20 protein-coding genes are annotated in these 22,733 nt (G+C 45.0%); 12 read left to right on the top strand and 8 right to left on the bottom strand.

Annotated elements, in window-relative coordinates; all coding sequences use genetic code 11:
* Positions 1 to 207: 207 nt before the first annotated feature.
* From NL645_RS01340 to NL645_RS01330, 3 genes are all read left to right on the top strand, one after another.
* Positions 208 to 1,899 (top strand): FAD-binding oxidoreductase, encoded by a 1,692-nt coding sequence (locus tag NL645_RS01340; protein WP_253651018.1) that lies wholly within the window; start codon positions 208 to 210, stop codon positions 1,897 to 1,899.
* 86 nt (positions 1,900 to 1,985) lie between these two features.
* Positions 1,986 to 2,312 (top strand): hypothetical protein, encoded by a 327-nt coding sequence (locus NL645_RS01335; protein ID WP_047008149.1) that lies wholly within the window; start codon positions 1,986 to 1,988, stop codon positions 2,310 to 2,312.
* A gap of 483 nt (positions 2,313 to 2,795) precedes the next feature.
* A complete protein-coding gene (locus NL645_RS01330) occupies positions 2,796 to 4,064 on the top strand; it encodes a linear amide C-N hydrolase (RefSeq protein WP_253651017.1) in 1,269 nt (422 codons plus the stop codon).
* A 147-nt stretch (positions 4,065 to 4,211) separates the two neighbouring features.
* Here the strand turns inward: NL645_RS01330 and NL645_RS01325 are convergent, their stop codons facing one another.
* The 5 genes from NL645_RS01325 to NL645_RS01305 form a co-directional block, all read right to left on the bottom strand.
* Positions 4,212 to 5,255, bottom strand: a complete 1,044-nt coding sequence (locus tag NL645_RS01325) for a GMP reductase (RefSeq protein WP_005396079.1) — start codon at positions 5,253 to 5,255, stop codon at positions 4,212 to 4,214.
* 436 nt (positions 5,256 to 5,691) lie between these two features.
* Positions 5,692 to 7,233, bottom strand: coding sequence for an NAD(P)H-hydrate dehydratase (locus NL645_RS01320; protein WP_253651016.1), 1,542 nt, complete (start codon positions 7,231 to 7,233; stop codon positions 5,692 to 5,694).
* An 86-nt stretch (positions 7,234 to 7,319) separates the two neighbouring features.
* On the bottom strand, positions 7,320 to 7,757 hold the full coding sequence (locus NL645_RS01315; protein ID WP_253651015.1) for a PAS domain-containing protein: 438 nt from the start codon (positions 7,755 to 7,757) through the stop codon (positions 7,320 to 7,322).
* On the bottom strand, positions 7,757 to 8,761 hold the full coding sequence (locus NL645_RS01310; RefSeq protein WP_253651014.1) for a response regulator: 1,005 nt from the start codon (positions 8,759 to 8,761) through the stop codon (positions 7,757 to 7,759). The genes NL645_RS01315 and NL645_RS01310 overlap by 1 nt, the downstream gene beginning before the upstream one ends.
* 366 nt (positions 8,762 to 9,127) lie before the next feature.
* Positions 9,128 to 10,036 carry an aldo/keto reductase family oxidoreductase gene (locus NL645_RS01305; RefSeq protein ID WP_047008144.1) on the bottom strand — a complete coding sequence of 303 codons (909 nt, stop codon included), beginning with the start codon at positions 10,034 to 10,036 and terminating at the stop codon, positions 9,128 to 9,130.
* A gap of 95 nt (positions 10,037 to 10,131) precedes the next feature.
* Here NL645_RS01305 and NL645_RS01300 point away from each other — a divergent pair, with 95 nt between their 5' ends.
* Positions 10,132 to 10,545 (top strand): helix-turn-helix transcriptional regulator, encoded by a 414-nt coding sequence (locus NL645_RS01300; RefSeq protein WP_253651013.1) that lies wholly within the window; start codon positions 10,132 to 10,134, stop codon positions 10,543 to 10,545.
* Here the strand turns inward: NL645_RS01300 and NL645_RS01295 are convergent.
* A complete protein-coding gene (locus NL645_RS01295) occupies positions 10,526 to 11,104 on the bottom strand; it encodes a hypothetical protein (RefSeq protein ID WP_074190504.1) in 579 nt (192 codons plus the stop codon). The two genes, NL645_RS01300 and NL645_RS01295, sit on opposite strands and share 20 nt — an antisense overlap.
* A gap of 491 nt (positions 11,105 to 11,595) precedes the next feature.
* On the opposite strand from NL645_RS01295, the gene clcA reads away from it, so the two are divergent.
* Positions 11,596 to 12,999, top strand: coding sequence for a H(+)/Cl(-) exchange transporter ClcA (gene clcA / locus NL645_RS01290; RefSeq protein WP_074190503.1), 1,404 nt, complete (start codon positions 11,596 to 11,598; stop codon positions 12,997 to 12,999).
* A 261-nt stretch (positions 13,000 to 13,260) separates the two neighbouring features.
* The gene (locus tag NL645_RS01285) at positions 13,261 to 14,208 is read left to right on the top strand and encodes a TDT family transporter (protein WP_199804270.1); all 948 of its coding nucleotides are present in this window, start codon (positions 13,261 to 13,263) and stop codon (positions 14,206 to 14,208) included.
* A gap of 46 nt (positions 14,209 to 14,254) precedes the next feature.
* Here the strand turns inward: NL645_RS01285 and NL645_RS01280 are convergent, their stop codons facing one another.
* On the bottom strand, positions 14,255 to 15,493 hold the full coding sequence (locus NL645_RS01280) for an NRAMP family divalent metal transporter (RefSeq protein ID WP_006741126.1): 1,239 nt from the start codon (positions 15,491 to 15,493) through the stop codon (positions 14,255 to 14,257).
* Between the two features lie 266 nt (positions 15,494 to 15,759).
* Complete coding sequence (gene folE / locus NL645_RS01275; RefSeq protein WP_006741127.1) at positions 15,760 to 16,413, bottom strand: GTP cyclohydrolase I FolE; 654 nt, start codon at positions 16,411 to 16,413, stop codon at positions 15,760 to 15,762.
* Between the two features lie 287 nt (positions 16,414 to 16,700).
* Here folE and moeA point away from each other — a divergent pair, with 287 nt between their 5' ends.
* The 6 genes from moeA to NL645_RS01245 all read left to right on the top strand — a co-directional run bounded on the left by moeA (position 16,701) and on the right by NL645_RS01245 (position 22,712).
* On the top strand, positions 16,701 to 17,936 hold the full coding sequence (gene moeA, locus NL645_RS01270; protein ID WP_253651012.1) for a molybdopterin molybdotransferase MoeA: 1,236 nt from the start codon (positions 16,701 to 16,703) through the stop codon (positions 17,934 to 17,936).
* A 9-nt stretch (positions 17,937 to 17,945) separates the two neighbouring features.
* Positions 17,946 to 18,695 carry a molybdopterin-synthase adenylyltransferase MoeB gene (moeB, locus tag NL645_RS01265; RefSeq protein WP_253651011.1) on the top strand — a complete coding sequence of 250 codons (750 nt, stop codon included), beginning with the start codon at positions 17,946 to 17,948 and terminating at the stop codon, positions 18,693 to 18,695.
* Positions 18,696 to 18,881: 186 nt separating this feature from the next.
* On the top strand, positions 18,882 to 20,993 hold the full coding sequence (locus tag NL645_RS01260) for an LruC domain-containing protein (RefSeq protein WP_253651010.1): 2,112 nt from the start codon (positions 18,882 to 18,884) through the stop codon (positions 20,991 to 20,993).
* A gap of 10 nt (positions 20,994 to 21,003) precedes the next feature.
* A complete protein-coding gene (locus tag NL645_RS01255) occupies positions 21,004 to 21,450 on the top strand; it encodes a hypothetical protein (RefSeq protein ID WP_164665480.1) in 447 nt (148 codons plus the stop codon).
* Between the two features lie 95 nt (positions 21,451 to 21,545).
* Complete coding sequence (locus NL645_RS01250) at positions 21,546 to 21,842, top strand: hypothetical protein (protein ID WP_006741132.1); 297 nt, start codon at positions 21,546 to 21,548, stop codon at positions 21,840 to 21,842.
* A 39-nt stretch (positions 21,843 to 21,881) separates the two neighbouring features.
* Positions 21,882 to 22,712 (top strand): sulfurtransferase, encoded by an 831-nt coding sequence (locus NL645_RS01245; RefSeq protein ID WP_176319213.1) that lies wholly within the window; start codon positions 21,882 to 21,884, stop codon positions 22,710 to 22,712.
* Positions 22,713 to 22,733: the final 21 nt, after the last annotated feature.

The raw sequence follows: 22,733 nt of genomic DNA, 5'->3' as shown, positions 1-22,733 counted from the left end.
TTTAGGCTCAGATCTACTTGACTACATAAATTATCTACGGTCACGCAGATGCCGCTCGTTCTTTTCATCAACCAGATATTATTGCTCTCTCGCTGATGCTTTTGGCGATTTGTACAGAACAACTGATACCAAACTGATATGGCGAACATATGCATGTGAGTTAATATTTGAACAACTATTCAATACATAAGCCAAATGGAAAAAATAATGGAACAAGAATGGATGCAGGGAACTAAAGAAAACCAAGTGGTAGAACAGCACCCTAACCCTCAAATACAACGCCTCGCTGTACTTAATGCGTACTCAATCTCAATCAATAATGCCAAACTGTTTATTCAGAAAATGGATAAATGCGGTTTTCCTAAAGAGCGACTACTGACACCACTTGAAAACACGGTTTCACCGGTTCCCGGTTTGAACCAATATCAAGTCGAGTCACTCATCTTCAATGCTCGCTATCAACACCAACCCTTTGTCATTGTCATGTGTGAACGTACGCAAGAAGTTCAGCAAGCCTATCTAACAGCAACTCGATTCAGTCTCCCGATTCGTGTTCGCTCAGGAGGGCATGATCACGCAGGTGAATGCAGTGGTGACAACGTCATTTTGATTGACGTGAGCAGAATTAAGACCTTCCAATTGTGTGAAAATATTGCCACCATTGGTGCTGGCTATCGCTTCTATCAACTGACACCAAAACTTGCAGAGCATGATCGAATGATTGCACATGGAACCTGTGCCACAGTTGGGTTGACTGGCTATATTCAAGGCGGAGGATGGGGCCCTTGGACGCGAAAATACGGCATGTGTTGTGAGCACCTAGTGAGTGCAACCATGGTATTGGGTGATGGTACGATCACAGAAGTCTCAGCAGAGTCCAACCCTCACCTATTTTGGGCACTAAGAGGCGGCGGAGGCATGAGTTATGGCATTGTTACCGAGCTACGCGTAAAAACATTCCCTTTACCCAAAGAGATCCACCGCTTCGAACTTCAGTGGAACCTTTACAAAAAAATCAACGGTATGCTTCAGCCAATACCATCGCACCCTACCATAGATGTGCTAAAAAATTGGGAACAGGCTATAAAAAGTCTCGATACGGCTAAACTTCTCGGCACCAACTTGCAAATTGATGCTCTGCCTGATTTACCTAACCATTGCGATATCGACACAATAAGCCATCACTGCACTATGTACGGTTACTGGGAAGGAACAGTGCAAGATCTTGACCAATTTATAGCCGTTCAATTTGGCGCTTGCTCCCCTGATTTAGTTCAAGTCTATGAAGCACATGGCACTGATTTTGACGGGAAGAAATACGATCACTCCCTGATGAGCACATGGGGGCGCGATTCTTTGTGTCAAAGCGGTTCTCCTTTCCCTCCAGATTATGACGCCCCAGCACCTCACAAAATCACTTCGCGATTGGTGTCAGAGCGAGGTCTTAAAGCAGAAGGCTATACTGCACTTTTGCAAAGCTTAACTTCACCTTTGATAAAGCCAGAAAACCGCGATCAAGGGCTATTTAGTTACGTAACCTTAGGTGCGATCACTGGTGGCTTTTATCATCACTCAGACGACCTTGAAGACATATCTTTCCCCTACCGCCAGTGTCAATATACAGTCCAATACCAAACCTGGTGGAATGAAGAGATAAAGCAAAAACTAGAACTACAAAATAACCCAGTACTTGTTGATGTAAACAGAGCCATGGACTGGATTGATAAAGCCAGAGAAGCTGATATACCGGGAACCTATGGTGCCTTCATCAGCTTTAAAGATCCGGCAATTCCGACAAGCGTTTATTTTGATCGAAGCTACCGCGACTTAATCGGTATAAAAGAGAAATACGCTAAGGATAAGTTTAATCATCTTAGAACTAATAAGACCATCATTTAACATCAATATGCATCTTAAGAAGCATATATTAACAGACCGTCATTTGGCCGTTCTATCACGTATAGAAATTAAAAAGAGGAAAAATTATGACAACTAAGGGTTCATTTTACGTTAAAAATAATTCCAGCGATAAAATCACCGGATATGTGAGATTTAAAGACTCTCCGGAAATGGAAGTCCGTTTCGACTTGAATACTGGCGAACAATCTGAATCTGCTAGTTTTGAATCCGGTGCCGCGACCCATGACTCCTGGTACTACAGTTTCAAAAAGGCAGGTGAAACCTATACTGGGGACAAGTCCTGTGCATACTATGCAAAAGACGAAAATAAAGGCCCCGTCGCTGTGGAAATCTTTAATGATAATTTAAAAATATCTCCACCACTTAGCGGTTCTTGTGAGAAAACTTTATAGCCGCTTACCCGATTCATCACTTCGCCCGAGACTGTTAAACAACTTCTCGGGCAGTTTCATTTCTCGGTATTTGGATTGAAGACTCTCCCTATTTTCAATCATAATCTGAAATTGTTAACTTTATGTTCTCACTTTATATCACCACTGCAAGATAATCGAATCAATAAAAATCACTTTTAAAACCAACTTTAAATCTAGAGTAACCAAGATTGAAAAAATAAATATATTATTGAGCTCTAAGATCAAAGAGTTTGACTTAATACATCACTTTTTATTTTAACGCTATCAACTGATACTAAACTGCTACTGACGTTTTTTGATTGAATGCTTAACTTAATAGCATGCGCTTATCTCAATGGCTAAAACCATTATTAAAGCGCAATTCTTCTATATCCACGTAATCTCTAAGCATTTGATTCAGAGAGTTTCTTGGATATGCATCATTCAAAATAAACAACGGAAAGCGTGGCTATGTGTACAGATGTGAATATCAATTATGGTTGCAACAACCAAACCTTATCCGCTAGAACCATGGAGTTTGCAGTTAACCTTCAGACCGAGATTTGGTTTAGAGCCCAACAAACTTACCAAATTACGACCTTTACTTCCGACGGAAGAGCCGACCGTGTTTTCAATGGTCAGCCGCCAAAACGTCACAGTAAAGAATGTGAGTTTCGAGCAAATTGGCAGGGAGAGTTGAGCTTCATCCACTGCAACGCCATTACCCACCCTCTTTTAACAGCTGATGGCATTAATGAATCTGGCCTTTCTGTTGGGTCACTGTACTTGCCCATTCTCAATCAAAATGTATCGACCTCTCACATCCCTGATGATGCCTTTGCATTAGGCAGCGGCCTGTTTGGTACTTTTATCTTGTCTACGTTTAATACTGTGGACGAGATGGTGACGTACTTCACTACTCACCCCGTTTACGTGTTTAACTCGACTATTTCAACTGGTGAAACAGAGAGTGACAATATGACGTTGGATCAGCATTTCGTGATTCACGATGCAAATAATGACAGTGCAGTCATTGAGTTTCTTAACGGTAATATGCATATCTATCGAGCATTTAAAGAAAGCGATATGTTCAGCAAAGAGGAAAATCAGCAAGCACGCTATCAATGTACCGAATACGACTTTGATGATTATAAAGTGGTTGTGGACCACTCCTACGTTGGAGTAATGACTAACTGCCCAAATTACCATTGGCATGTCAATCACCTCTCTTATTTTTCCAATTTGCGCAACTACAACCCAGAACCGAACAATGAAGCAACCATGCAACGTCATGTCCAAGTGCCTGGCCCACTTCAATCAATCAATGGCGCTGGCTTGATGGGCCTACCCGCCGACCCAACACCGCCGTCTCGATTTGTACAAACCTATGCAATTAAGCAGTTAAGCGAACAACCAACTAACTTCGACGAAGCCTTCTCACTCGGACAAAAGCTACTTAATCGCGTTGATATACCTTTGGGCATCATGGCGAATGAGTTTGAGACATCCGATAACCCTGAAGTCTTTTTTAGTGATATCACCCAATGGAGCGTTATTAGACATAACAGTCATCAATCACCCGCGCTCTATCTGCGTACTTACGGAGACATGACTTGGCGAGTCGCTAATGTCAAAGACTATATTGGATTAAATAGAGACTGTCAGATTTCAAGTATTTTACAGCTCATGCCAGTTACAACATCATTACCGTTTGAACAAGTCGAATCTCGACCAACTATTAAAATCGCTTAGAGTTAATTTTGAAGCACAAACAAATGAGAAGCAAAAAAGCCAGAGTAAGAAATCAATCTCACTCTGGCTCATAGCTGCATATAGTATAGTTTTATCTGCTATAGATATAACGTATGGTTGCTTTTACACTTGTTACATTCAGTCGATTTACTCTTTACCGAACACGTTGTTCTCTTGTTCTTGAACGCGGATGAATGTAGTACGCTTGGTTAGCTCTTTAAGCTTTGCTGCACCCACGTATGTACAAGTTGAGCGAACGCCGCCAAGGATGTCTTGAATAGTGCCGTGAACGCTACCACGGTATGGCAATAATACGGTTTTACCTTCGGCCGCACGGTAGCCAGCGACACCACCTGAGTGCTTCTCCATCGCGCTCTTAGAAGACATGCCGTAGAATTTCATGAACTTCTCGCCGTCTTTCTCGATCACTTCGCCGCCTGACTCTTCGTGGCCCGCTAACATGCCGCCTAGCATAACAAAGTCCGCACCGCCGCCGAATGCTTTGGATACATCACCTGCGCATGAGCAACCACCGTCACCGATGATCATGCCACCAAGGCCGTGCGCTGCATCGCCACACTCGATGATTGCAGAAAGCTGCGGGTAACCAACACCCGTTTTTACACGAGTTGTACAAACTGAGCCAGGGCCAATGCCTACTTTCACGATGTCTGCACCAGCGAGAATCAACTCTTCACACATATCACCAGTAACCACGTTACCCGCAGAGATCACTTTGTCTGGAAACTCTGCACGTACACGCTCTACGTACTCAACTAAATGCTCTGAGTAACCATTTGCAATGTCGATACAGATGAAAATAAATTCATCTGAAAGCGCCATAATATCTTTGGTTTTTTGGAAATCCGCGTCAGATGTTCCCGTAGACACCATTACGTTATTCAGGGTTGCTTTATCAGCTGATTTAGCAAACTCAGCCCAATCTTCTACCGTGTAATGTTTGTGAACAGCAGTCATTACACCATGCTCAGCTAGCGCTTTAGCCATTGCAAAGCTACCAACCGAATCCATGTTTGCTGCGATTACAGGCACACCAGACCATTGACGACCACTATGCTTGAATGTAAAATCGCGGGTTAAATTTACTTGAGAACGGCTCTTAAGGGTAGAACGTTTCGGGCGAAACAGTACATCTTTAAAACCTAACTTAAGTTCTTGTTCGATACGCATTGTGTAATTCCTTGATTCATATGTATATGTGTCATCTCAGAGTGCGTAGTGATCTCGTTGGCAGACAAGTTCACTGTTCTTCGGACACAAAAAAACCGGAGCGTTGGCAGACGCTCCGGTTTTCAGCATTATAGGCTGTGATTTATTTCCTACAAGTCTGATATTTGAATTTTTTTTGTGATACCATCTTGATAATCGCATATCAAAAACACTCCTCAAGTCGTTATTTTTTCTCATTATTTATAATTATCAACAACTTAAGAAAACGTTTAAGTTAACCTCTTGCGCAAACCTTTGCGTCATACCTTTAAAATGAAAACGCACAACCTCTCAAATCTGCCTAAAACTCAATCACCTAATACTAAGATGCGCTGCTAATTCGGAAAAAGTACTCAAAAAAATCGCCCACTTTTTCATAGTAATGGGCGAGATCTAGCTACGTCCTATCGATTTGTTGAGTAATAGCGGTACGAAGTGTGCCTATAACATCACTTGCCAAAAGACCAACTTGACCATGCTGACTCACGTTTATATCCGCAGCATGACTGTGGAGTACCACACCTAAACGTGCCGCAATGGAAATGGGTCCCCCTTTAGCTAGCAACGCACCAATAACACCAGATAGCACATCTCCCATTCCGCCCGTCGCCATTCCGGCGTTACCCGCTAGGCAGACGTACATTCTCGTTCCATCGTAAATAAGTGTTCCCGCGCCTTTTAAAACCACCACACCGCCATAACGCTCTTGCAGTTGTCTTGCAGCAGAATATCGGTCACTTTCTATTTGTTGAGTGGTCACATTTAATAGTCGAGCTGCCTCTCCAGGATGCGGCGTGATCACTCGCTGGTTGTCGCACACCAAAGTGCCATCACATCGTTGGCTTAGCATCGCTAGAATATTGAGCCCATCAGCATCAACAACTTTAGGTTTCTGTTCTTGAGCCAGATATTGATAGGCTTGATAAGCCCACTCATCATCACCAAAACCTGGACCAAACACCAATACTTCAGCCCAACGAATGCGTTTGGTTAAGTCATTCTCAGTATCCCTGAGTAAGTCGGCGGTGATGCTTTGGCTCATTACTTCTGGGCAGCCAATCTGTAGCGGAATAAGGCTACTCGGGTGAGTAATTGCGGCAGTTAAACCCGCTCCGGATCTAACCGCTGCGGAGGAACATAAACGAATCGCTCCTGACATACCTTGGTTACCACCGACGCAAAGTAGTTTGCCATTGTCACCTTTGTGTGCTGTCGGATTTGGCTTGGGCATTAACCTTGAAACAACCTGACGATCAATACCTAGTGCACTTTCTACTTCGATAGAGTCAAACTCAACATTTACACCCAATCCACAAAAGTGGAGTTCACCAACTCGATCTCTCGCTTGTCCGGTGCACAAGCCTTGCTTAACACCAATGAAGGTTACAGTATGCTCAGCATGAATGGCATCGCCTAAAATAGCACCTGTATTTGCACACAGCCCGGAAGGAATATCGACTGCTATCACTGGGGTGTGAATTTGATTGATTTGCTCAATGTAGCGACGGTACTCCGAACGAACCTCACCACTTAAACCAGTGCCTAACATGGCATCAATGATCACATCGGCTTCTAGCAATGCGGTATTCCACTCATCCCAATCATTGTTAACACCATCGATGGACTGCCAATCTTGATATGCGCGTAAAGCATCACCTTTGAGCGCAGTCACATCACCAAGTTGGAAAACCTGTACATTGAGTTGCGCTTGTTTAGCAAGCGAGGCAAATACGTATCCGTCACCACCATTATTCCCTTTGCCACAAATGACTAAGATATTTTTTGATTTGGGATACAAGTGTAAAAAACGCTCATACACAGCCATACCTGCGCGTTGCATTAGGCTATACATAGAAACACCAGCCATTTGCGCTGCCAGCGTTTCACCGTTTTTTACTTGTTCTGCGGTGTAGAGTTTTAGGGCGAGATTAAAGTCCATCTTAACGTTCTGCGCATTAGGAAACACAATTATAAGTATACAAAAAAGCCAAGGCGAACCTTGGCTTTTGAGAAAGTTTTTTATCGCTACTGACTCTGAGACATCAATGCTTCGGCCGTCGCGTCTTGTATAGATAAAAACAACGAATTGATTCTCCCAGTCGGTGTACGCATGGGGTTCAACGTAACGTTCTGGTACATAAACTCCGCTTGCTGAGTGACAGGGCGTACGTTACGGCAGCGAAACAAGTAAGGACGCTGGCGCCACGTAATAAAGCTGCGGCAACCTAAATCATATACGGGCTTTGTTTTTAACTTAAACCATTCCTGCGGGATTTCAGGGAAAATATCAAAGATAGAACGACCAATTGCATCATGAGATTGCAAACCACTATGATGAGTCATAAACCCGTTCCACACTTGCACATTATAATCTCGGTCAATGACGACGAGCCCCATGTCGACGTTTTGTACCATGTCGACCATCCAATGGAATTGTTCAAACTCTGCTGGCATATTCAACATTAGAACTCCTCCATTAGATATGACAGTTTGTTATCGAGCAACGGCAAAGATTCATCGACGAACATAAACAATAAATCACAACGGATTGACGTTCCCTCAATGTTGTAGCTCACCTCGAATGTCATGGTGCGGCTGAATGCGCCCGTCGTAGACTCAATGATCGAATCAATTGATATATGCTGACCAAGAAGCACTGGAGGGCTTTGGAAGAATCGCACTTCAGATTGTTCGCCTAAGCCATTTAAGAATGACCCCACCAAGATATTGGAAATATCCATGAGCAGCTCAAGCTCTTCCAGTTCGTCGCTGTCAGCTGGCACTTTCATCAACTTCTTGAGATCCGATACGCTCGAATCGCTCAAAATCACCAGCGCTTCACCCGCAATACCTTCGCCACAAAAGCCCTGACAAACGCCCGATACGTTGTCATGCGACGCTAAGTCACGGAGAGCCATGTGTAGTTCACTCACTTCGAAGATATTAACGTTCGGAAGCGGTAACTGCACAAACACATCAAAGTGACGCGCCAATGCATCTGCGGCTCGACCAATAGAGACGTTCGCCACTTCCATGTAAATATCGCGACGACGTAAAATCGGTAACTCAATAGAAACAGGCGTGATAATTTGAGGACGAGGCTCTGGCTCAACCAACTCTTTAAGCGCCTTCTTGAGTTCATCTTTGGCGATCGGTTTTTGAATAAACGCTTTTGCACCCAGTGCGAACACGCGCTCTTTCGCTTTAGGTTGGATATCCCCCGACACCACAACCACCGGAGTTGTATTCCCTAACCGCTGCATGTTTTCTAATGTTTCAAAGCCATCCATTTCTGGCATGGTCAAATCAAGAAACATCAATTTAAACTCGTTCCTTTCGAGTTCTTCTAGCGCATTTTTTCCGTGGATAGCAAACGTAATATCGGCATTCAATGTGGCTGGTAGTGATCTCGCCATCTGTTTGCGTGCTAACGCTGAATCATCACAGATGAGTACGGGAAAAGACATTCAATCACCTTTTTATATTCCACAATCTGCGCCGGAGTCTAACAGATTGTTACAGCATGTAATACGAGAAAACTGACGAGTTTTTATTTCTTTTTTATTCAATAAGCATACGCAATATGAATGGATGAGTGAACAAAATGGCGAAAAAGCAAACATCCCATTCGCTGTTTAGTGACATGAAACAAACATGGATAAAACGCCTCCATTAAAAATAAGCACAAAGTTGCATTTTAAATTAAAAATCCGTTTTTACTTACACTCTATCCGCTCAGTATGAGTGCTGGGGAAATCGGTATCACGTAGCAATAAAAAAGCACCCTTTCATAGGGTGCCTTGAATAATGTATTCATCAATAAAGTGTCACTTCTATGGCACTCCGTGACCTTTCGAAGCCACCCATACGCGATACCATTGCTCTCGAGTCAATTCGATATTCAGCGCATTTACTGCCGTTTGCACACGCTCAATCTTACCAGAGCCAATGATTGGAATTGGGTTAGATGGTAAACGACGTACCCAAGCGTAAATCACTTGGTCAATGCTAGTCGCGCCCACTTCTTCGCGAATCGCTTCTAATTCGTTGCGAACACGAACGGCTTGCTCACTGTCACCACTGAAGATTGAGCCACCACCGAGACAAGACCAAGCCATTGGGCGCGTACGCAGCATTTGCATTTGATCAAGCGTTCCATCATGTGCAACTTCAAAATTAAGCGGGTTGATTTCCACTTGGTTAGTCACAAGAGGCTTACCTAAACGAGATTGCAACAGCTCAAACTGACGTGGAGTAAAGTTAGATACACCAAAGTGCTTCACTTTACCCACTTTGTGTAACTCTGAGAATGCTTCAGCCACTTCATCGGCATCCATTAACACGTCAGGGCGATGGATTAAAAGCACATCGATTTCGTCCACATTCAAACGCTCAAGCGAGTTATTCACCGATTGGTAGATGTGAGCGGAACTTGTATCATAGTGATTGATCTTACGCTCTGGTGTTTTATCTCCGCACAGGTTGATATCACACTTTGTGACGATCTGAATCTGCTCTCGCACGCTCTTATCGAGAGCAAGTGCTTCACCAAACAATTTCTCACACTCGTAATTACCGTATATGTCTGCGTGATCGACCGTGGTAATGCCTAACTCAATATGTTGCTTGAGGAATGACAAACGCTCTTGAGCAGTCATGCCCCAATCAACTGCACGCCAATATCCTTGGACCAGCTCTGAGAACTCAGGGCCTTTTGGTGCAGTCACAACTTTTGCAACCATGGTTTTTCTCCTTCAATTGATCTGCATTCATCGTAGTCTTGTTTTCACATCGGCTCAACGGGTAAACTTTGGCAATTCGAACTGGAGTACGAAATATGTCTTTTGCCCAACGCCTAGCCACCTTGATCGGAGAAGAAAGCATCAGCGGATTTGCACGACGCGTTGATGTGTCTGAAGCTTTAATACGCAAATATTTAAAAGGCAGTGAACCGAGCCTAACGAAAGCAAATCAAATTGCGATGCGAGCCAACTGCTCTCTTGAATGGTTAGCGACCGGATGTGGTTATTTATATCGCCGCGCTGAAGTCGTAGATATGGATGCGTACAAACTTGCATTTCAACACGTTATGAATCAGCCGTTGACAGATGAGGCAGAAGAACAGCACCGTAAGCTCATCGCTGGCTATCAATACCTGCGCGCGCACAAAAAATCGGATGGATTTTTGGACGAGTCTGCGATGGCGACCTTCCTATCTCTCCATAAAGAACCTAAAAACGAGTCACTTTAACATCGATAATTTCGCCATCGCTGTGCAATTCCACATTTAAAGACGGTGATGGCGACGAAAACTCGTCCGGTTTTACCCAAAATAAGCTTCGAATCGTTTCTTGCGGATAGCGGTTTATCAACAAGATAACTTCTTTATCGACGAGCTCAGAAGATTTCTTTTCCAGCGCTTCAACGACGTCATAGTGTTCTTGTCCGATAGTTATATTGCGTAAAACCAATCCGTCTGTTCTTAAATTGAGGATTAAGTCATTGAGACTTTGCCATTGATATTCGGTCAAAAAAGAGAACTGAGCACTGTCCTTTCCCAAAACAACTTCACCATACAGATGCTGCTGATAGTACGAAAAATCGTCCAAACAAAATGTGCTGAAATACGTTGAAGCATCTTGCTGCTGCACGTCACAGCGATACCAGCTTCCCTTTGTTTCTATACGCTCTCTTAAATTGGAGTACGGCATTGCAGACAACGTGTCCTGCCACCAACTCTGGGTTGAAAATGCTGGAAACGTTACCGAAAAACAACATAAAGAAAACAGGACTCGAGGATAAAAGCGCATGAATTACTCTGGTTGATTAACATCGACCCCAGACATTACCGACTAGTAGAAATTGTTCAAGATAAAAATAGTAGCAAGTAGTGCGGAAAGTTGTAGAGCAGAAATTAAGAAGGCGCACATTTGCGTGCGCCTCTACCTCGTTACTCAATCGTGAGTGTGCGAATCGGAGATGTCTATTGATGCATCCCGAACATAAAACGAGGACTTACCGTAGGGTTTGAATCCATCCAAATTGTGTGTAAAACCTCACATCCCTCCTTCTGAAGCAGTCATGTTGCTTTACACCTAAAGCATGGTTCATTTTGCTCAAAAAACAAGTTTTTTATCCCAAATTATGAGAGCAATAGCACAATCTTGGTGAATGAATGACATCGCGACACTTCGAACACTCAATAGTGAAAAGCTAAATTGCATCTTTATTGATTAGGTCTAGACTCTGCGAAGCGTATACTTTCTCGCGTCCCTTCCACCAGCAACAGGAGAACTTGTTAATGACCAAACGAGAGAGAATTGTAAAATCTGTGTTAGCGCACGTACCGAAAGATGCGATTAACCAGTTTGTCTCTCGAGGGTCCACACCATTTTCTGTCCTGATTATGGCCGCAATCGTTGGCACACTAGCTGGTTTTGTCGGCACTTACTTCGAACTTGCGGTTCATTTTGTTTCTGAAACCCGTACCGAATGGCTGAGAAGCGAAATCGGTAGCGTACTTCCTCTTTGGCTTGCTGCGGTGCTGATCAGCGCGTTGCTTGCTTTTATTGGCTACTTTCTTGTTCACCGCTTTGCCCCAGAGGCGGCGGGCTCAGGTATCCCTGAAATTGAAGGCGCGATGGACAACATTCGCCCTGTGCGTTGGTGGCGAGTCCTGCCAGTAAAATTCTTCGGCGGCATGGGCGCACTTGGCTCCGGAATGGTGCTCGGTCGTGAAGGCCCAACGGTGCAAATGGGCGGTGCTGTCGGTCGAATGGTGACCGATATTTTCCGTGTGAAAGATGACGATACTCGTCATTCCCTACTCGCTTCAGGTGCCGCTGGTGGTTTGGCTGCCGCCTTTAATGCCCCACTCGCTGGCATTATGTTCGTTGTGGAGGAAATGCGACCTCAGTTTCGCTATTCTCTGATCTCAATTCGCGCGGTGATCATCTCTGCTATTATGGCCAATATTGTGTTTCGTGCCATCAACGGGCAAGACGCTGTCATCACAATGCCGCAATATCACTCTCCAGAGCTTCAGTCCCTTTGGTTATTTTTATTGCTTGGCGCATTGTTTGGCGTATTCGGAGTGATCTTCAATAAATTGATTACCGTGGCACAAGACAGTTTTGTCGCAATTCACAAAAACGATCGTAAACGCTATTTAATCGTGGGTTCACTACTTGGTGGCATTTTTGGTCTGCTTCTCTTATACGTGCCACAGCTAACTGGCGGTGGCATCGGCCTTATTCCTGATATTACCAATGGCAACTACTCGGTATCCGTTTTAGTTCTGCTTTTCTTTGGTCGCGTCATCACGACGTTGCTATGCTTTGGCTCTGGTGCGCCGGGCGGTATCTTTGCACCGATGCTTGCTCTGGGGACCTTGTTTGGCTATGCATTCGGAGCGAGTGCTGATGTGTTGCTTCCCACGCTTGATATCGAACCTGGCGTATTTGCTATTGCGGGCATGGGGGCCCTTTTTGCTGCAACGGTACGCGCACCGATCACGGGCATTTTGTTGGTGATTGAAATGACCAATAACTACTACTTAATTCTACCACTTATCATTACTTGTTTAGGTGCCGTGATTATTGCTCAGTTGTTTGGCGGACAACCGATTTACAGCCAGTTGCTACATCGTACAATCAAAAACGATAAGTTACGTCAGCAGGATCTTCCTGAAAACCAATCGACATAGTTCTCGCTTTGTTATTATTTCGCTCCAAACTACCGAAGGGTTTGGAGCGATAAACTCTACATTTTTACATCTTTTCCAAAATATTCGATACCAAACTCACAAAAACACCATTCTCTGATATTTCCTCACCACCTTTCATGAGTAAGCACCCTCTAAACTTGCTAGTATTCGCTACTCAAATAGAGCATTTCATCCAAATCATCACGTTTCGTTTCATTCAGGCAAAAATCAAATGGAGTAGATTTGAACTGGAGAAGACTTGTGCAGTTTTATAGCGTTCCGCCGTCTCAAGCCGCGTTAGCGCTAGGTATGATAGGTTTAGGACAAGCTTGGGCACTCTATGTCCCTGAAATTGGTGAACCAATACGCCCATTTTTAGCGTCACTCGGCGCGCTTTTACTCGCCCCTGTGCTGATAAAATATGCCACGAATCCACGATTATTTATGGTCGACATTCGTCACCCATTGAGCGGTAGCTTAATGGCCCCCATGAGTATGGCGTTACTGATCCTTGCAGATTATCTTGCTTCTGTAGCAGCAATCATTGCTTATCCACTCTGGTTTATGGCACTTTTGCTGCATTTTACTATGATGGTACTGTTTTTTAGCTTTCAGCTAATGAACTTCAAAATGTCGAATATCGTACCTAGCTGGTTTCTATATCCAGTGGGACTGATCAGCAGCTCATTAGCAGGCTCCCAATTGGGTCACAACCTATTCTCTGAAACCTTAGCGATGATGTGCATTGGCATTTATTTCTTTATGTTACCGCTGGTGCTCTATCGTTTGGTGTTTTTCGGATCTCTACCGAGACGAGCCAGGCCGACCCTCGCAATTATGGCCGCACCGGTAAACTTGTCATTGGCGGCATACTTGGTGAACTTTCCCCTTCCCGATCCGATACTGACGGGCGCATTAGCAGGGATTGCTATCACAATGACGTTATTGATCTACCTGTGTTACTTCCGCTTACTTCGATTGAAGTTTCAACCTTCTATCGCGGCGGTAACCTTTCCTTCCGTGATCAGTGCCATTGCGATGCACCGCTTAACCTCCTTTTTTGCCGAATCGCACCCACATTGGCACTGGCTACACGATTTTGGCTTTTTGGAGCTCAGCATTGCGACTGTGTTGGTGGTTTGGGTATCGGCAGGTTACATCAAAATGTATTGGCCAGAAATCGTTAAGTCGCCCTCTAAACAAGCTTAAAAAACGGCCTCATCTGAGGCCGCTGTTTATCTCTATCAATAAGACATCAACCCGCAAACTTCGCCATGAAGTTCCCAATGTTAGTCAAACTCGATGCCGCCATTACGATAACAATCGCTGCTCCAGTTAGCGTTAAGTACATTGGGTGTTGGTAGTCACCGACAATATCTTTGCGTTTTGTCGCAACCAATACAGTGCCCAAAACGATAGGAAGAATAATGCTGTTCACTAGGCCCGCTAGCATCAAAAGAAGAATTGGCATGTCCATGGTTACCGTGCCTAGCGAGGTTAAGATAATGAAACCAACACACCACGCTTTCTCGTTTCGCGCCACAACTGGGAAAAGCGTCTTAATTAATGATATAGCCATGTAAGAGTTGCCAACCACAGACGTGATGGAAGCTACAAACAGTACTAAACCAAAGATGAAGTAACCAAGCTGGCCAGCACCTTGACGGAAAGCATCCGCCGCAGGGTTAGCCGTATCCAGCGTTGCGCCTGTCGCGATAACGCCAAACACTGCCAAAAACAGTAGGATTCGAATAACCACCGCAATAGAAATACCAGCCCACGCTGTTGAGGTGATGGAGGGCACGTTCTCTTTGCCTTTCAAGCCGATGTCTACTAGGCGTTGTGCACCCGTGTAGTAACCGCCAACTGCGCCGCCAACGATAGTCAACGTAGGCAGAAGCAAACTACCAACATCCATAGGCATCACCGCTGCACTTAGTGTCTCTCCCATCGGAGGTAAGCTCGTCATAGCCACGTATGCGATCAGAACAATCATAAACAAGCCAAGATAGCGGGCCATTTGGTCCATTCGTTTGGAAGCGTTATGAACCACAAACAACAAACAGCCAACGACACCGGTAAACAGTGCGCCCCATGTTGTGTCCACGCCCGTTAGCACATTGATGCCTAACGCTGCGCCACTCACGTTGCCAAAGTTAAACGCCACTGCACCAAGCGCAAGGAGAATACCAACACCATAACCCATGCCGGGTGCCACTTTGTTCGCAATGTCTTGGATTCGCATGCCAGAAACGCCCACAATGCGCCACAAGTTCATCACGATACCAAATGTGATAAAAATGGAAGCCAAAACAGGAAATGCCATGTCGACTTTGTAGATATTTGTGAAGACTGCGGTTTGAGTCAAAAAGCCGGGACCAACAGAGGTTGTCGCCATCAAAAAAGCGACACTAAGCATGGCTTTCTTTTGCCAACTGCTTTCTGTAACTGGAGCTGAAATAGAGGAGGTGCTGATAGTGCTTTGTGTAGTCATGCCGAGTCCCAAATTTGTTGTCTTTCTATTATTAGAAAATAGAAAGACAACTGACCGAGATCAGCTGAACTTAGAGAAATATCTCTTTTTAAAACAAACAATTACAAGTTGTAGCCGTTCATTGGGCGCATATATTAAGAGCAACGAATGTGACTGTCAATACACAATTGCATAATTACTATTTATTGCGACTCACTTGACTATGATTTGGATATAAAAAAGGATGGCAACTCGCCATCCTCTCTCAATTTTATTTGTCGATTTGATTAACGCAGGCCATGCAGAAATTCAGCACGGGTCGCTGGGTTGCTCTTAAAAATACCACCTAACGCTGTAGTCGTGGTTTCACTGGTGGCATCCATCACACCGCGTGATTTCACACAGTAATGCGTCGCGTCGATAGTCACCGCTACATCGTCAGACTCAAGCAATGTTTGCAAAGCAACAAGGATTTGCTGGGTCATACGCTCTTGAACTTGAGGGCGTTGCGCAAAGAAACGAACAATACGGTTGATCTTAGACAGGCCAATGATCTTACCGCGAGGAATATAAGCAACAGCGGCTTTACCGTCGATTGTCACAAGGTGGTGTTCGCACGTACTAGTCACAGTAATGTCTTTCACGCGAACCATTTCGCTCACGTTCATCTTGTTTTCGATAACTGTGATCTTGGGGAAGTTGGAGTAATCCAAACCAGAGAAAATCTCGTCCACGTACATTTTTGCAATGCGGTGTGGCGTTTCCTCTAAGCTATCATCCGTAAGGTCGAGCTGAAGCAGACCAAGAATCTCACGCATGTGGTATTCAATCTTTTCCTTCTTCTCTTCACGGCTAACGGCATTAGGGCGCATTGGTGTTTCTAACCCGCGTTGCTCTAGCGCTTCTTTCACTAACTTTGCTGACTCGCTAAGACCTGACATTCCACTTCCTCTTTTGTAACTACCACTCTCGGTGTGAAATACAATTGCCGTGTTTTCATCCCGTAGCGTTAAAGTCGCTCAGTCCGATGTTTATAACGCCAAGGCACATAACAAGAATACACTGAGCTATTTTCTCATGCTCCGTAGGAACTTTACCCCTTTCGGATGGGTGACAAGGATACTCGGATTTTTGAATAATTACACCCATATTTTATAGGTGGACATTCTTACTCGGTCCCCTTTTATGGTAGAGTTGCCACAAAACAAAAGAACATAGGATTATCTCAATGGGCTGCTGCGACGCACCTGGCTTGATGCCAATTGAAGAAGCGATGGATAAGATGCTATCGCGAATCAAACCTATCCAAACGACACTTTCTCTTCCTCTTGCTAACGCTCTGGGTTTTGTGCTGGCTGAAGACATTTTATCGCCAATTCACGTGCCCCCTTTCGACAATTCAGCGATGGACGGTTATGCCATTCGTATTCAAGACCTAGAAGTGTCTACAGTGTTGCCTCTGGCAGGTAAATCCTTCGCAGGTCAGCCTTTTGAGGGTGAATGGCCGGCAGGCACTTGTGTTCGAATCATGACTGGTGCGAAAATTCCGGAAGGCTGTGATGCCGTTATCATGCAAGAAAATACGGAAGTGACCGACGCTGGTATCCAGTTCAACCAAACGGATGTGAAGCCGCAAAATAACATCCGCCCTACGGGTGACGACATCAAGCAAGGCGATATTGTATTGGCAAAAGGCGCGCGCCTGACACCGCGCGATATTCCAATGATTGCCTCTCTTGGTGTAAGCCATGTCACCGTCGTGCGTAAGCCAAAGGTGGCATTTTTCTCCACAGGTGATGAACTTAAATCATTGGGTGAGCCACTCAAGGCGGGTCAAATCTACGACAGTAATCGTTACGGTATTAAGCCGCTAATCGAAAACTTTGGCTGTGAAGCGATTGATCTTGGCATTATCCCTGACTGCCCAGAAACACTAAAAGCAACATTCGAAAAAGCACAAACGCTCGCGGATGTAGTTGTAACGTCTGGCGGCGTCAGCGTTGGTGAAGCAGATTACACCAAAGACATTCTTGAAGAACTTGGCGAAATCGGTTTCTGGAAACTGGCAATCAAGCCGGGTAAACCTTTCGCATTTGGCAAGTTAAGTACTGCTTGGTTCTGTGGGCTACCAGGTAACCCTGTATCTGCGGTGCTAACCATGTACGTACTTGTTCAACCAATGTTGGCTAAATTGGCAGGCCACACTGAATGGAAAGCGCCTGAGTCTATCCCTGCGACGACTAAAACCGCATTTAAGAAAGCGCCGGGACGTACAGACTACCAACGCGGTATCTATACTCTGGAAAACGGTAAATTTGTCGTTGAAACCACTGGCAACCAAAGTTCAGGAGCCTTTCGCTCAATGAGTTTGGCAAACTGCTTTGTTGTGTTGGAACGTGAGCGTGGCCGTGTGGAAGTTGGCGAAACGGTTCAAATCCAACTGTTTAACTCAACGTTATACTAGGAACATACCGTGGATATTCTTTCCGATCAGGAGATGCTGCGCTATAACCGCCAGATCATTCTTCGCCAGTTCGATTTCGAAGGGCAAGAAGCTCTCAAACAAAGCTCAGTGCTTATTTTGGGTGCTGGCGGTTTAGGTTGCGCTTCTAGCCAATACCTTGCCACGGCTGGTGTTGGCAATATTACTTTTATCGATGACGATATTGTTGAGCTCTCCAATTTACAACGCCAAGTATTGCACCACGACGCCGATATTGGCCGTAAAAAGGTTGACTCTGCGGCGGATGCGTTGCGGGAACTTAATCCTCATATCGAAGTAAACACCGTTGCTAAACGCCTCGATGATGCTCAACTTCAAGCTTTGATTGAACAACACACTGTGGTGGTCGATGCTTCAGATAACGTCGACACTCGCAATCAACTCAACCGACTCTGCTTTGCAACAAAAACACCGCTTATTTCTGGTGCAGCCATTCGTATGGAAGGTCAAGTGAGTGTGTTTACGTACGACGATCCAACTCAACCTTGTTACCAGTGCTTGAGTGCACTATTTGGTAGCGGTGCACTAAGCTGCGTTGAAGCGGGTGTAATGGCACCAGTGGTCGGGATTGTGGGCGCCGTACAAGCGATGGAAACCATCAAGGTGATCGCAAATTACGGCCAGCCAAAGAAAGGGAAAATCCTTATTCTCGATGCGCTCAGCATGTCGTGGCGAGAAATGAACTTGATGAAAATGCCTACCTGCCCTGTTTGTGGGTAAGTAACGCATTCGCTCCCGTGTCAATCGATTCTCAAAAAGCTCAACGTAACGTTGAGCTTTTTCTTATTCTGAGATTCATATTTCGAACCAAATAACTTACCGATATAAAAATCATTATAAACAGTAAGTTAAAAACTGGCACACTCCTTTCATTGCATATCATACAAACCAATGAGAGGGCGAATCATGAAAAGGACATCACTATTACTTGGATCTCTGTTCGCAAGCGCATACGTAAGCGCAGCGCCATTCGACACTTGTCCGAGCAAAGCATATTTATTCCAATCGACCCCAGTGCAAGTTTACGGCGTTAATCTGGTTACCGGATCAACCAAGTTACTGACCGACGATGTGGGCTTAGCATCTGGTATTAACGGCGTCGGTTTCAACTTCACTGATCGATACATCTATGGTTACGATACAACCAACTTGAAAATCGTACGTTTAGGCCAGGACTTTCAAGCAGAAACTCTCAACGTACAAGGGCTTCCTAGCCATACGTTTTTTGTCGGCGACGTACACAACCACGTCTACTACTTGTATCGCAAAGGTAAAGGGCTGTTTTCCATTGATCTGTCGCCGTTAGATACGGACCCAAATGCTACCTTAACCCTGAATAAAATCACATCAAATGCAAGTGTGAGTTTAACCGATTTTGCGTTCCACCCTGGTGACGGTGCGCTCTATGGTATCGATAATGGGTCTGGCGTATTGTATAAATTCGATACAAAAACAGGCCAAGCAACCGCGATCGGCAATACAGGGGAAACGGGTACCTTTGGTGCAGGCTACTTTGATGTAAACGGAAACTACTACGTATCGCGTAATCAGGACGGCAAAATTTATCGCGTCGACTTATCAGAAAACAATGCAGCCAATATCGCTGCGGGCATTGTTCCTGCTGTAGAGTTTGTGTCTAACGGTCCAAGTTCCAGCCAAAATGACGGTGCCCGATGCGCGAACGCTCCTGTTATTGACGAAGACGAGCCAATTGACTTTGGTGATGCACCTGACACTTACGCTACCTTGCTCTCTTCTAACGGACCACGCCACGCTGTTGATGGTGTAACTTGGCTTGGCACAATTGCGCCAGATGGTGATGCTGATGGACAAGTGGCTCCGTCTGGAGATAACAAAGTTGGTACAGCAGATGAAGATGGCGTCGGCTTTGTTGCCGCACTCGACCCAGGGTTAAGTTCACTGGTGAACGTAACTGCATCGACATCCGGCTACTTGTCAGCTTGGTTTGACTGGAATCGAGATGGTGACTTTGCTGACGAAGGTGAGCAAGTATTCACTGATGAGTTACTCTCTGAAGGCAGCAATACGCTTCCATTTGTCGTCTCTGAACTGGCAACCGCAGGTCCTAGCTGGAGCCGATTCCGCTTTAGCCAACAAACTGGTCTGAACTTCGATGGCGGATCAACATCAGGTGAAGTAGAAGATTACCCAATCACAATCACTGAAAACGGCGTATCCGTTCAGCACTTCCCAAGTGCCGATTCCTACGCAACGGTCGCGTATGAAGACAACTGGCCTTACACCGCTGACTACGACATGAATGACGTTGTAATTAAGTTCCGTATGACTGAAACACGTATGGACGGCACGGTGGAAAATATCCAAATTAGCGGAGATCTGGCCGCCTATGGGGCTGGCTATAAAAATGGCTTTGCTATTCGTCTACCTGGCGTTTCGAAAGCGAGTATTGAAAACGGCTTAACAAAGCTAACGTTTAATGGCAAAGAACAACCGACCAACGGTCTAGAAGCGATATCAGAAGAAGCCATCTTCATTATCAGTGACGACCTCAGTCAGTATGCGCAAAGTCAATGTGCGTATTTTAGAACCCAAACGGGTTGTAATGATAACGTCGCGTTGTCTTTCACACTGACCATCTACTTTAAGGAAGGAGCCGACCGCTCAGCGCTACAGGCCATGCCTTATGACCCATTTATCTTTGCCACACCCAATACATATCACGGCGATGGCATCACCTTTCAACCAGGTAGAAAATGGGAAGTACATTTGCCAGACCAAGCACCAACTGAGCAGTTTGATGACGCAAACCTATATGGCGTGGGCGTAGACGCAAGTGACCCGGCTCGAGGCGTGTACTTCAAAACAGCGAACAATCTCCCTTGGGCATTGCTTATCGTCGAAGAGTGGAATTGGCCGCTAGAGAAAGTTGACTTAGTTGACGCTTACCCAGAGTTTGCCACCTACGCCGAGTCTGGTGGGCGAGAAGGAGCAAACTGGCATACCCAACCTAAAGCAAACAAACGTTACATTCCATAGGAGAAGCATCATGAAAAACTTAATCACAATCATCATGGGATTAGCGTTAACAGCCTGCGGTGGTGGCGGTGGCGACAAAAGCAACGATAACGCTACTCCACCTCCAGCTCAAACTACCGTTATTGTTGAAGAGCCAAGCATGCAAAATTTAGACGTACCAGATGGGTTCGATTATGACCCAAGGTTAGAAAGCTCACTTGCGGTAGATATTAGTGGTTACTCTTTACAGCGCGCACATCTGAGCATTTATAAGGAGTACCGTGAAGATGCGTCTGGAACCTACCAAGCGAAATATTCGAGCAATGTTGCTTCTGCTGCGCTGACGAGTGGGAAAGCTAACTTAGACTTCTCCACCTCGGATAGCCAAGGTAACCTGTTAATCGAAATTTGGTTCTACGATGGCTCAGAACCTCTGCAAAAAGTCGTCTCAACCGGAAATACGACATGGCGCATGTAAGATGCTCTATTGGTGAGCATTGATACTCGGGACTGGCGCAAGCCACAGGTTTTAAGACAAAATGATTACTTGAAACAATAGCAATGGAGCGCAAATTGGATAATCCCAAAACCTATATGTTGGTCTTCAGCGGTTTCATTGCCCTACTTGTGCTCTTGTTGCTCATTAAGCAGACGGATGAGAACACGGTTTCAGCCACCGTCATTAGCAACACTTTAACTCAGTCCCTTGATGGTCAACGTCGGTACCTCACTATTAATTCACCTGAGATAGAGCAACAACGAGTGACGGTTCCAGTGTCCGCATCTTGTCCAGTGGGCTCTATTGCGTTGTTCCACCAAGCATCCCGCTCAAGTCTTGACTCATCCCTTTCATTCATTCGCTGTGAGTAAAGCTACTGTGCGGACTTCCCAAATCAGAAGGATTTAACCATGCAAGCATTGATCGATGCCAAAGAACTTCATGCTTTATTAGACCAACCAAATGTAAAACTTCTAGACGCGAGTATTCGTTTTCAAATTCCTTCCGAAGGGAAAAAGATCACCAATAAGTGGATTCCAGGCTCATTGCGTTTCGACTACGACAATGACTTTTGTCTCCCAGATACCAATCTCCCTCATATGATGCCAACAGAAGAAGGATTTAATAACAGCGCTCAGAAACTTGGCCTGAACAACGAAGACCTTATTGTTGTTTATGACAACTCAGGAACACTCGCCTCTCCGCGCGCATGGTGGATGTTTAAGGCAATGGGACACGATAATGTCAAAGTGCTTAATGGTGGCCTCCCGGCTTGGATTGAGGCTGGACTGCCTGTCACGGATGTCTTGTCAGAAGCTAAGCAGCTTGGAAACTTTACCGGGAAATTAAATAAACATGCTTTTTTGGACGCAAATGCAATATTAGAGTACTCAAACAATTGCAGTGCAAACATTGTTGACGCTCGCTCACGTGCACGTTTTTTAGGCGAGGTACCAGAGCCAAGAGAAGGACTGCGTTCTGGTCATATTCCTAATTCTGTTTGCCTCCCTTTCCAAACATTATTGAGTAATGGCTTTATAAAGGCAGACTCGGAATTGAAACAAGCATTTAGTGCACTAACGTTATATAATGATAAATCAATCATTTTCAGTTGTGGCTCAGGTGTAACGGCCTGTATTTTGCTGCTAGCAGCATACCAGTTAGGTTGGCGTGATTTATCGGTCTATGACGGGTCATGGACAGAATGGGGCGCAGACCACTCATTACCCATTACTCGCTAATCTAGGAGCTATCGAAGCGGC

The sequence above is a fragment of the Vibrio sp. Y51_MX_L26 genome, from assembly GCF_024181935.1.
In the GTDB taxonomy this organism is placed as follows: Bacteria; Pseudomonadota; Gammaproteobacteria; order Enterobacterales; family Vibrionaceae; genus Vibrio; species Vibrio diabolicus.
This window is presented reverse-complemented; position numbering and strand designations above follow the sequence as displayed.

Excerpts from the sequence above, each read along its gene's own strand:
- NL645_RS01245 (WP_176319213.1), top strand. The coding sequence starts at position 21,882 with ATGCAAGCATTGATCGATGCCAAAGAACTTCATGCTTTATTAGACCAA.
- clcA (WP_074190503.1), top strand. The coding sequence starts at position 11,596 with ATGACCAAACGAGAGAGAATTGTAAAATCTGTGTTAGCGCACGTACCG.
- NL645_RS01255 (WP_164665480.1), top strand. The coding sequence starts at position 21,004 with ATGAAAAACTTAATCACAATCATCATGGGATTAGCGTTAACAGCCTGC.
- NL645_RS01310 (WP_253651014.1), bottom strand. The coding sequence starts at position 8,761 with ATGTCTTTTCCCGTACTCATCTGTGATGATTCAGCGTTAGCACGCAAA.
- NL645_RS01260 (WP_253651010.1), top strand. The coding sequence starts at position 18,882 with ATGAAAAGGACATCACTATTACTTGGATCTCTGTTCGCAAGCGCATAC.
- NL645_RS01280 (WP_006741126.1), bottom strand. The coding sequence starts at position 15,493 with ATGACTACACAAAGCACTATCAGCACCTCCTCTATTTCAGCTCCAGTT.
- NL645_RS01295 (WP_074190504.1), bottom strand. The coding sequence starts at position 11,104 with ATGCGCTTTTATCCTCGAGTCCTGTTTTCTTTATGTTGTTTTTCGGTA.
- moeA (WP_253651012.1), top strand. The coding sequence starts at position 16,701 with ATGGGCTGCTGCGACGCACCTGGCTTGATGCCAATTGAAGAAGCGATG.
- NL645_RS01340 (WP_253651018.1), top strand. The coding sequence starts at position 208 with ATGGAACAAGAATGGATGCAGGGAACTAAAGAAAACCAAGTGGTAGAA.
- NL645_RS01325 (WP_005396079.1), bottom strand. The coding sequence starts at position 5,255 with ATGCGTATCGAACAAGAACTTAAGTTAGGTTTTAAAGATGTACTGTTT.
- folE (WP_006741127.1), bottom strand. The coding sequence starts at position 16,413 with ATGTCAGGTCTTAGCGAGTCAGCAAAGTTAGTGAAAGAAGCGCTAGAG.
- NL645_RS01320 (WP_253651016.1), bottom strand. The coding sequence starts at position 7,233 with ATGGACTTTAATCTCGCCCTAAAACTCTACACCGCAGAACAAGTAAAA.
- NL645_RS01300 (WP_253651013.1), top strand. The coding sequence starts at position 10,132 with ATGTCTTTTGCCCAACGCCTAGCCACCTTGATCGGAGAAGAAAGCATC.
- NL645_RS01315 (WP_253651015.1), bottom strand. The coding sequence starts at position 7,757 with ATGTTGAATATGCCAGCAGAGTTTGAACAATTCCATTGGATGGTCGAC.
- NL645_RS01335 (WP_047008149.1), top strand. The coding sequence starts at position 1,986 with ATGACAACTAAGGGTTCATTTTACGTTAAAAATAATTCCAGCGATAAA.
- NL645_RS01305 (WP_047008144.1), bottom strand. The coding sequence starts at position 10,036 with ATGGTTGCAAAAGTTGTGACTGCACCAAAAGGCCCTGAGTTCTCAGAG.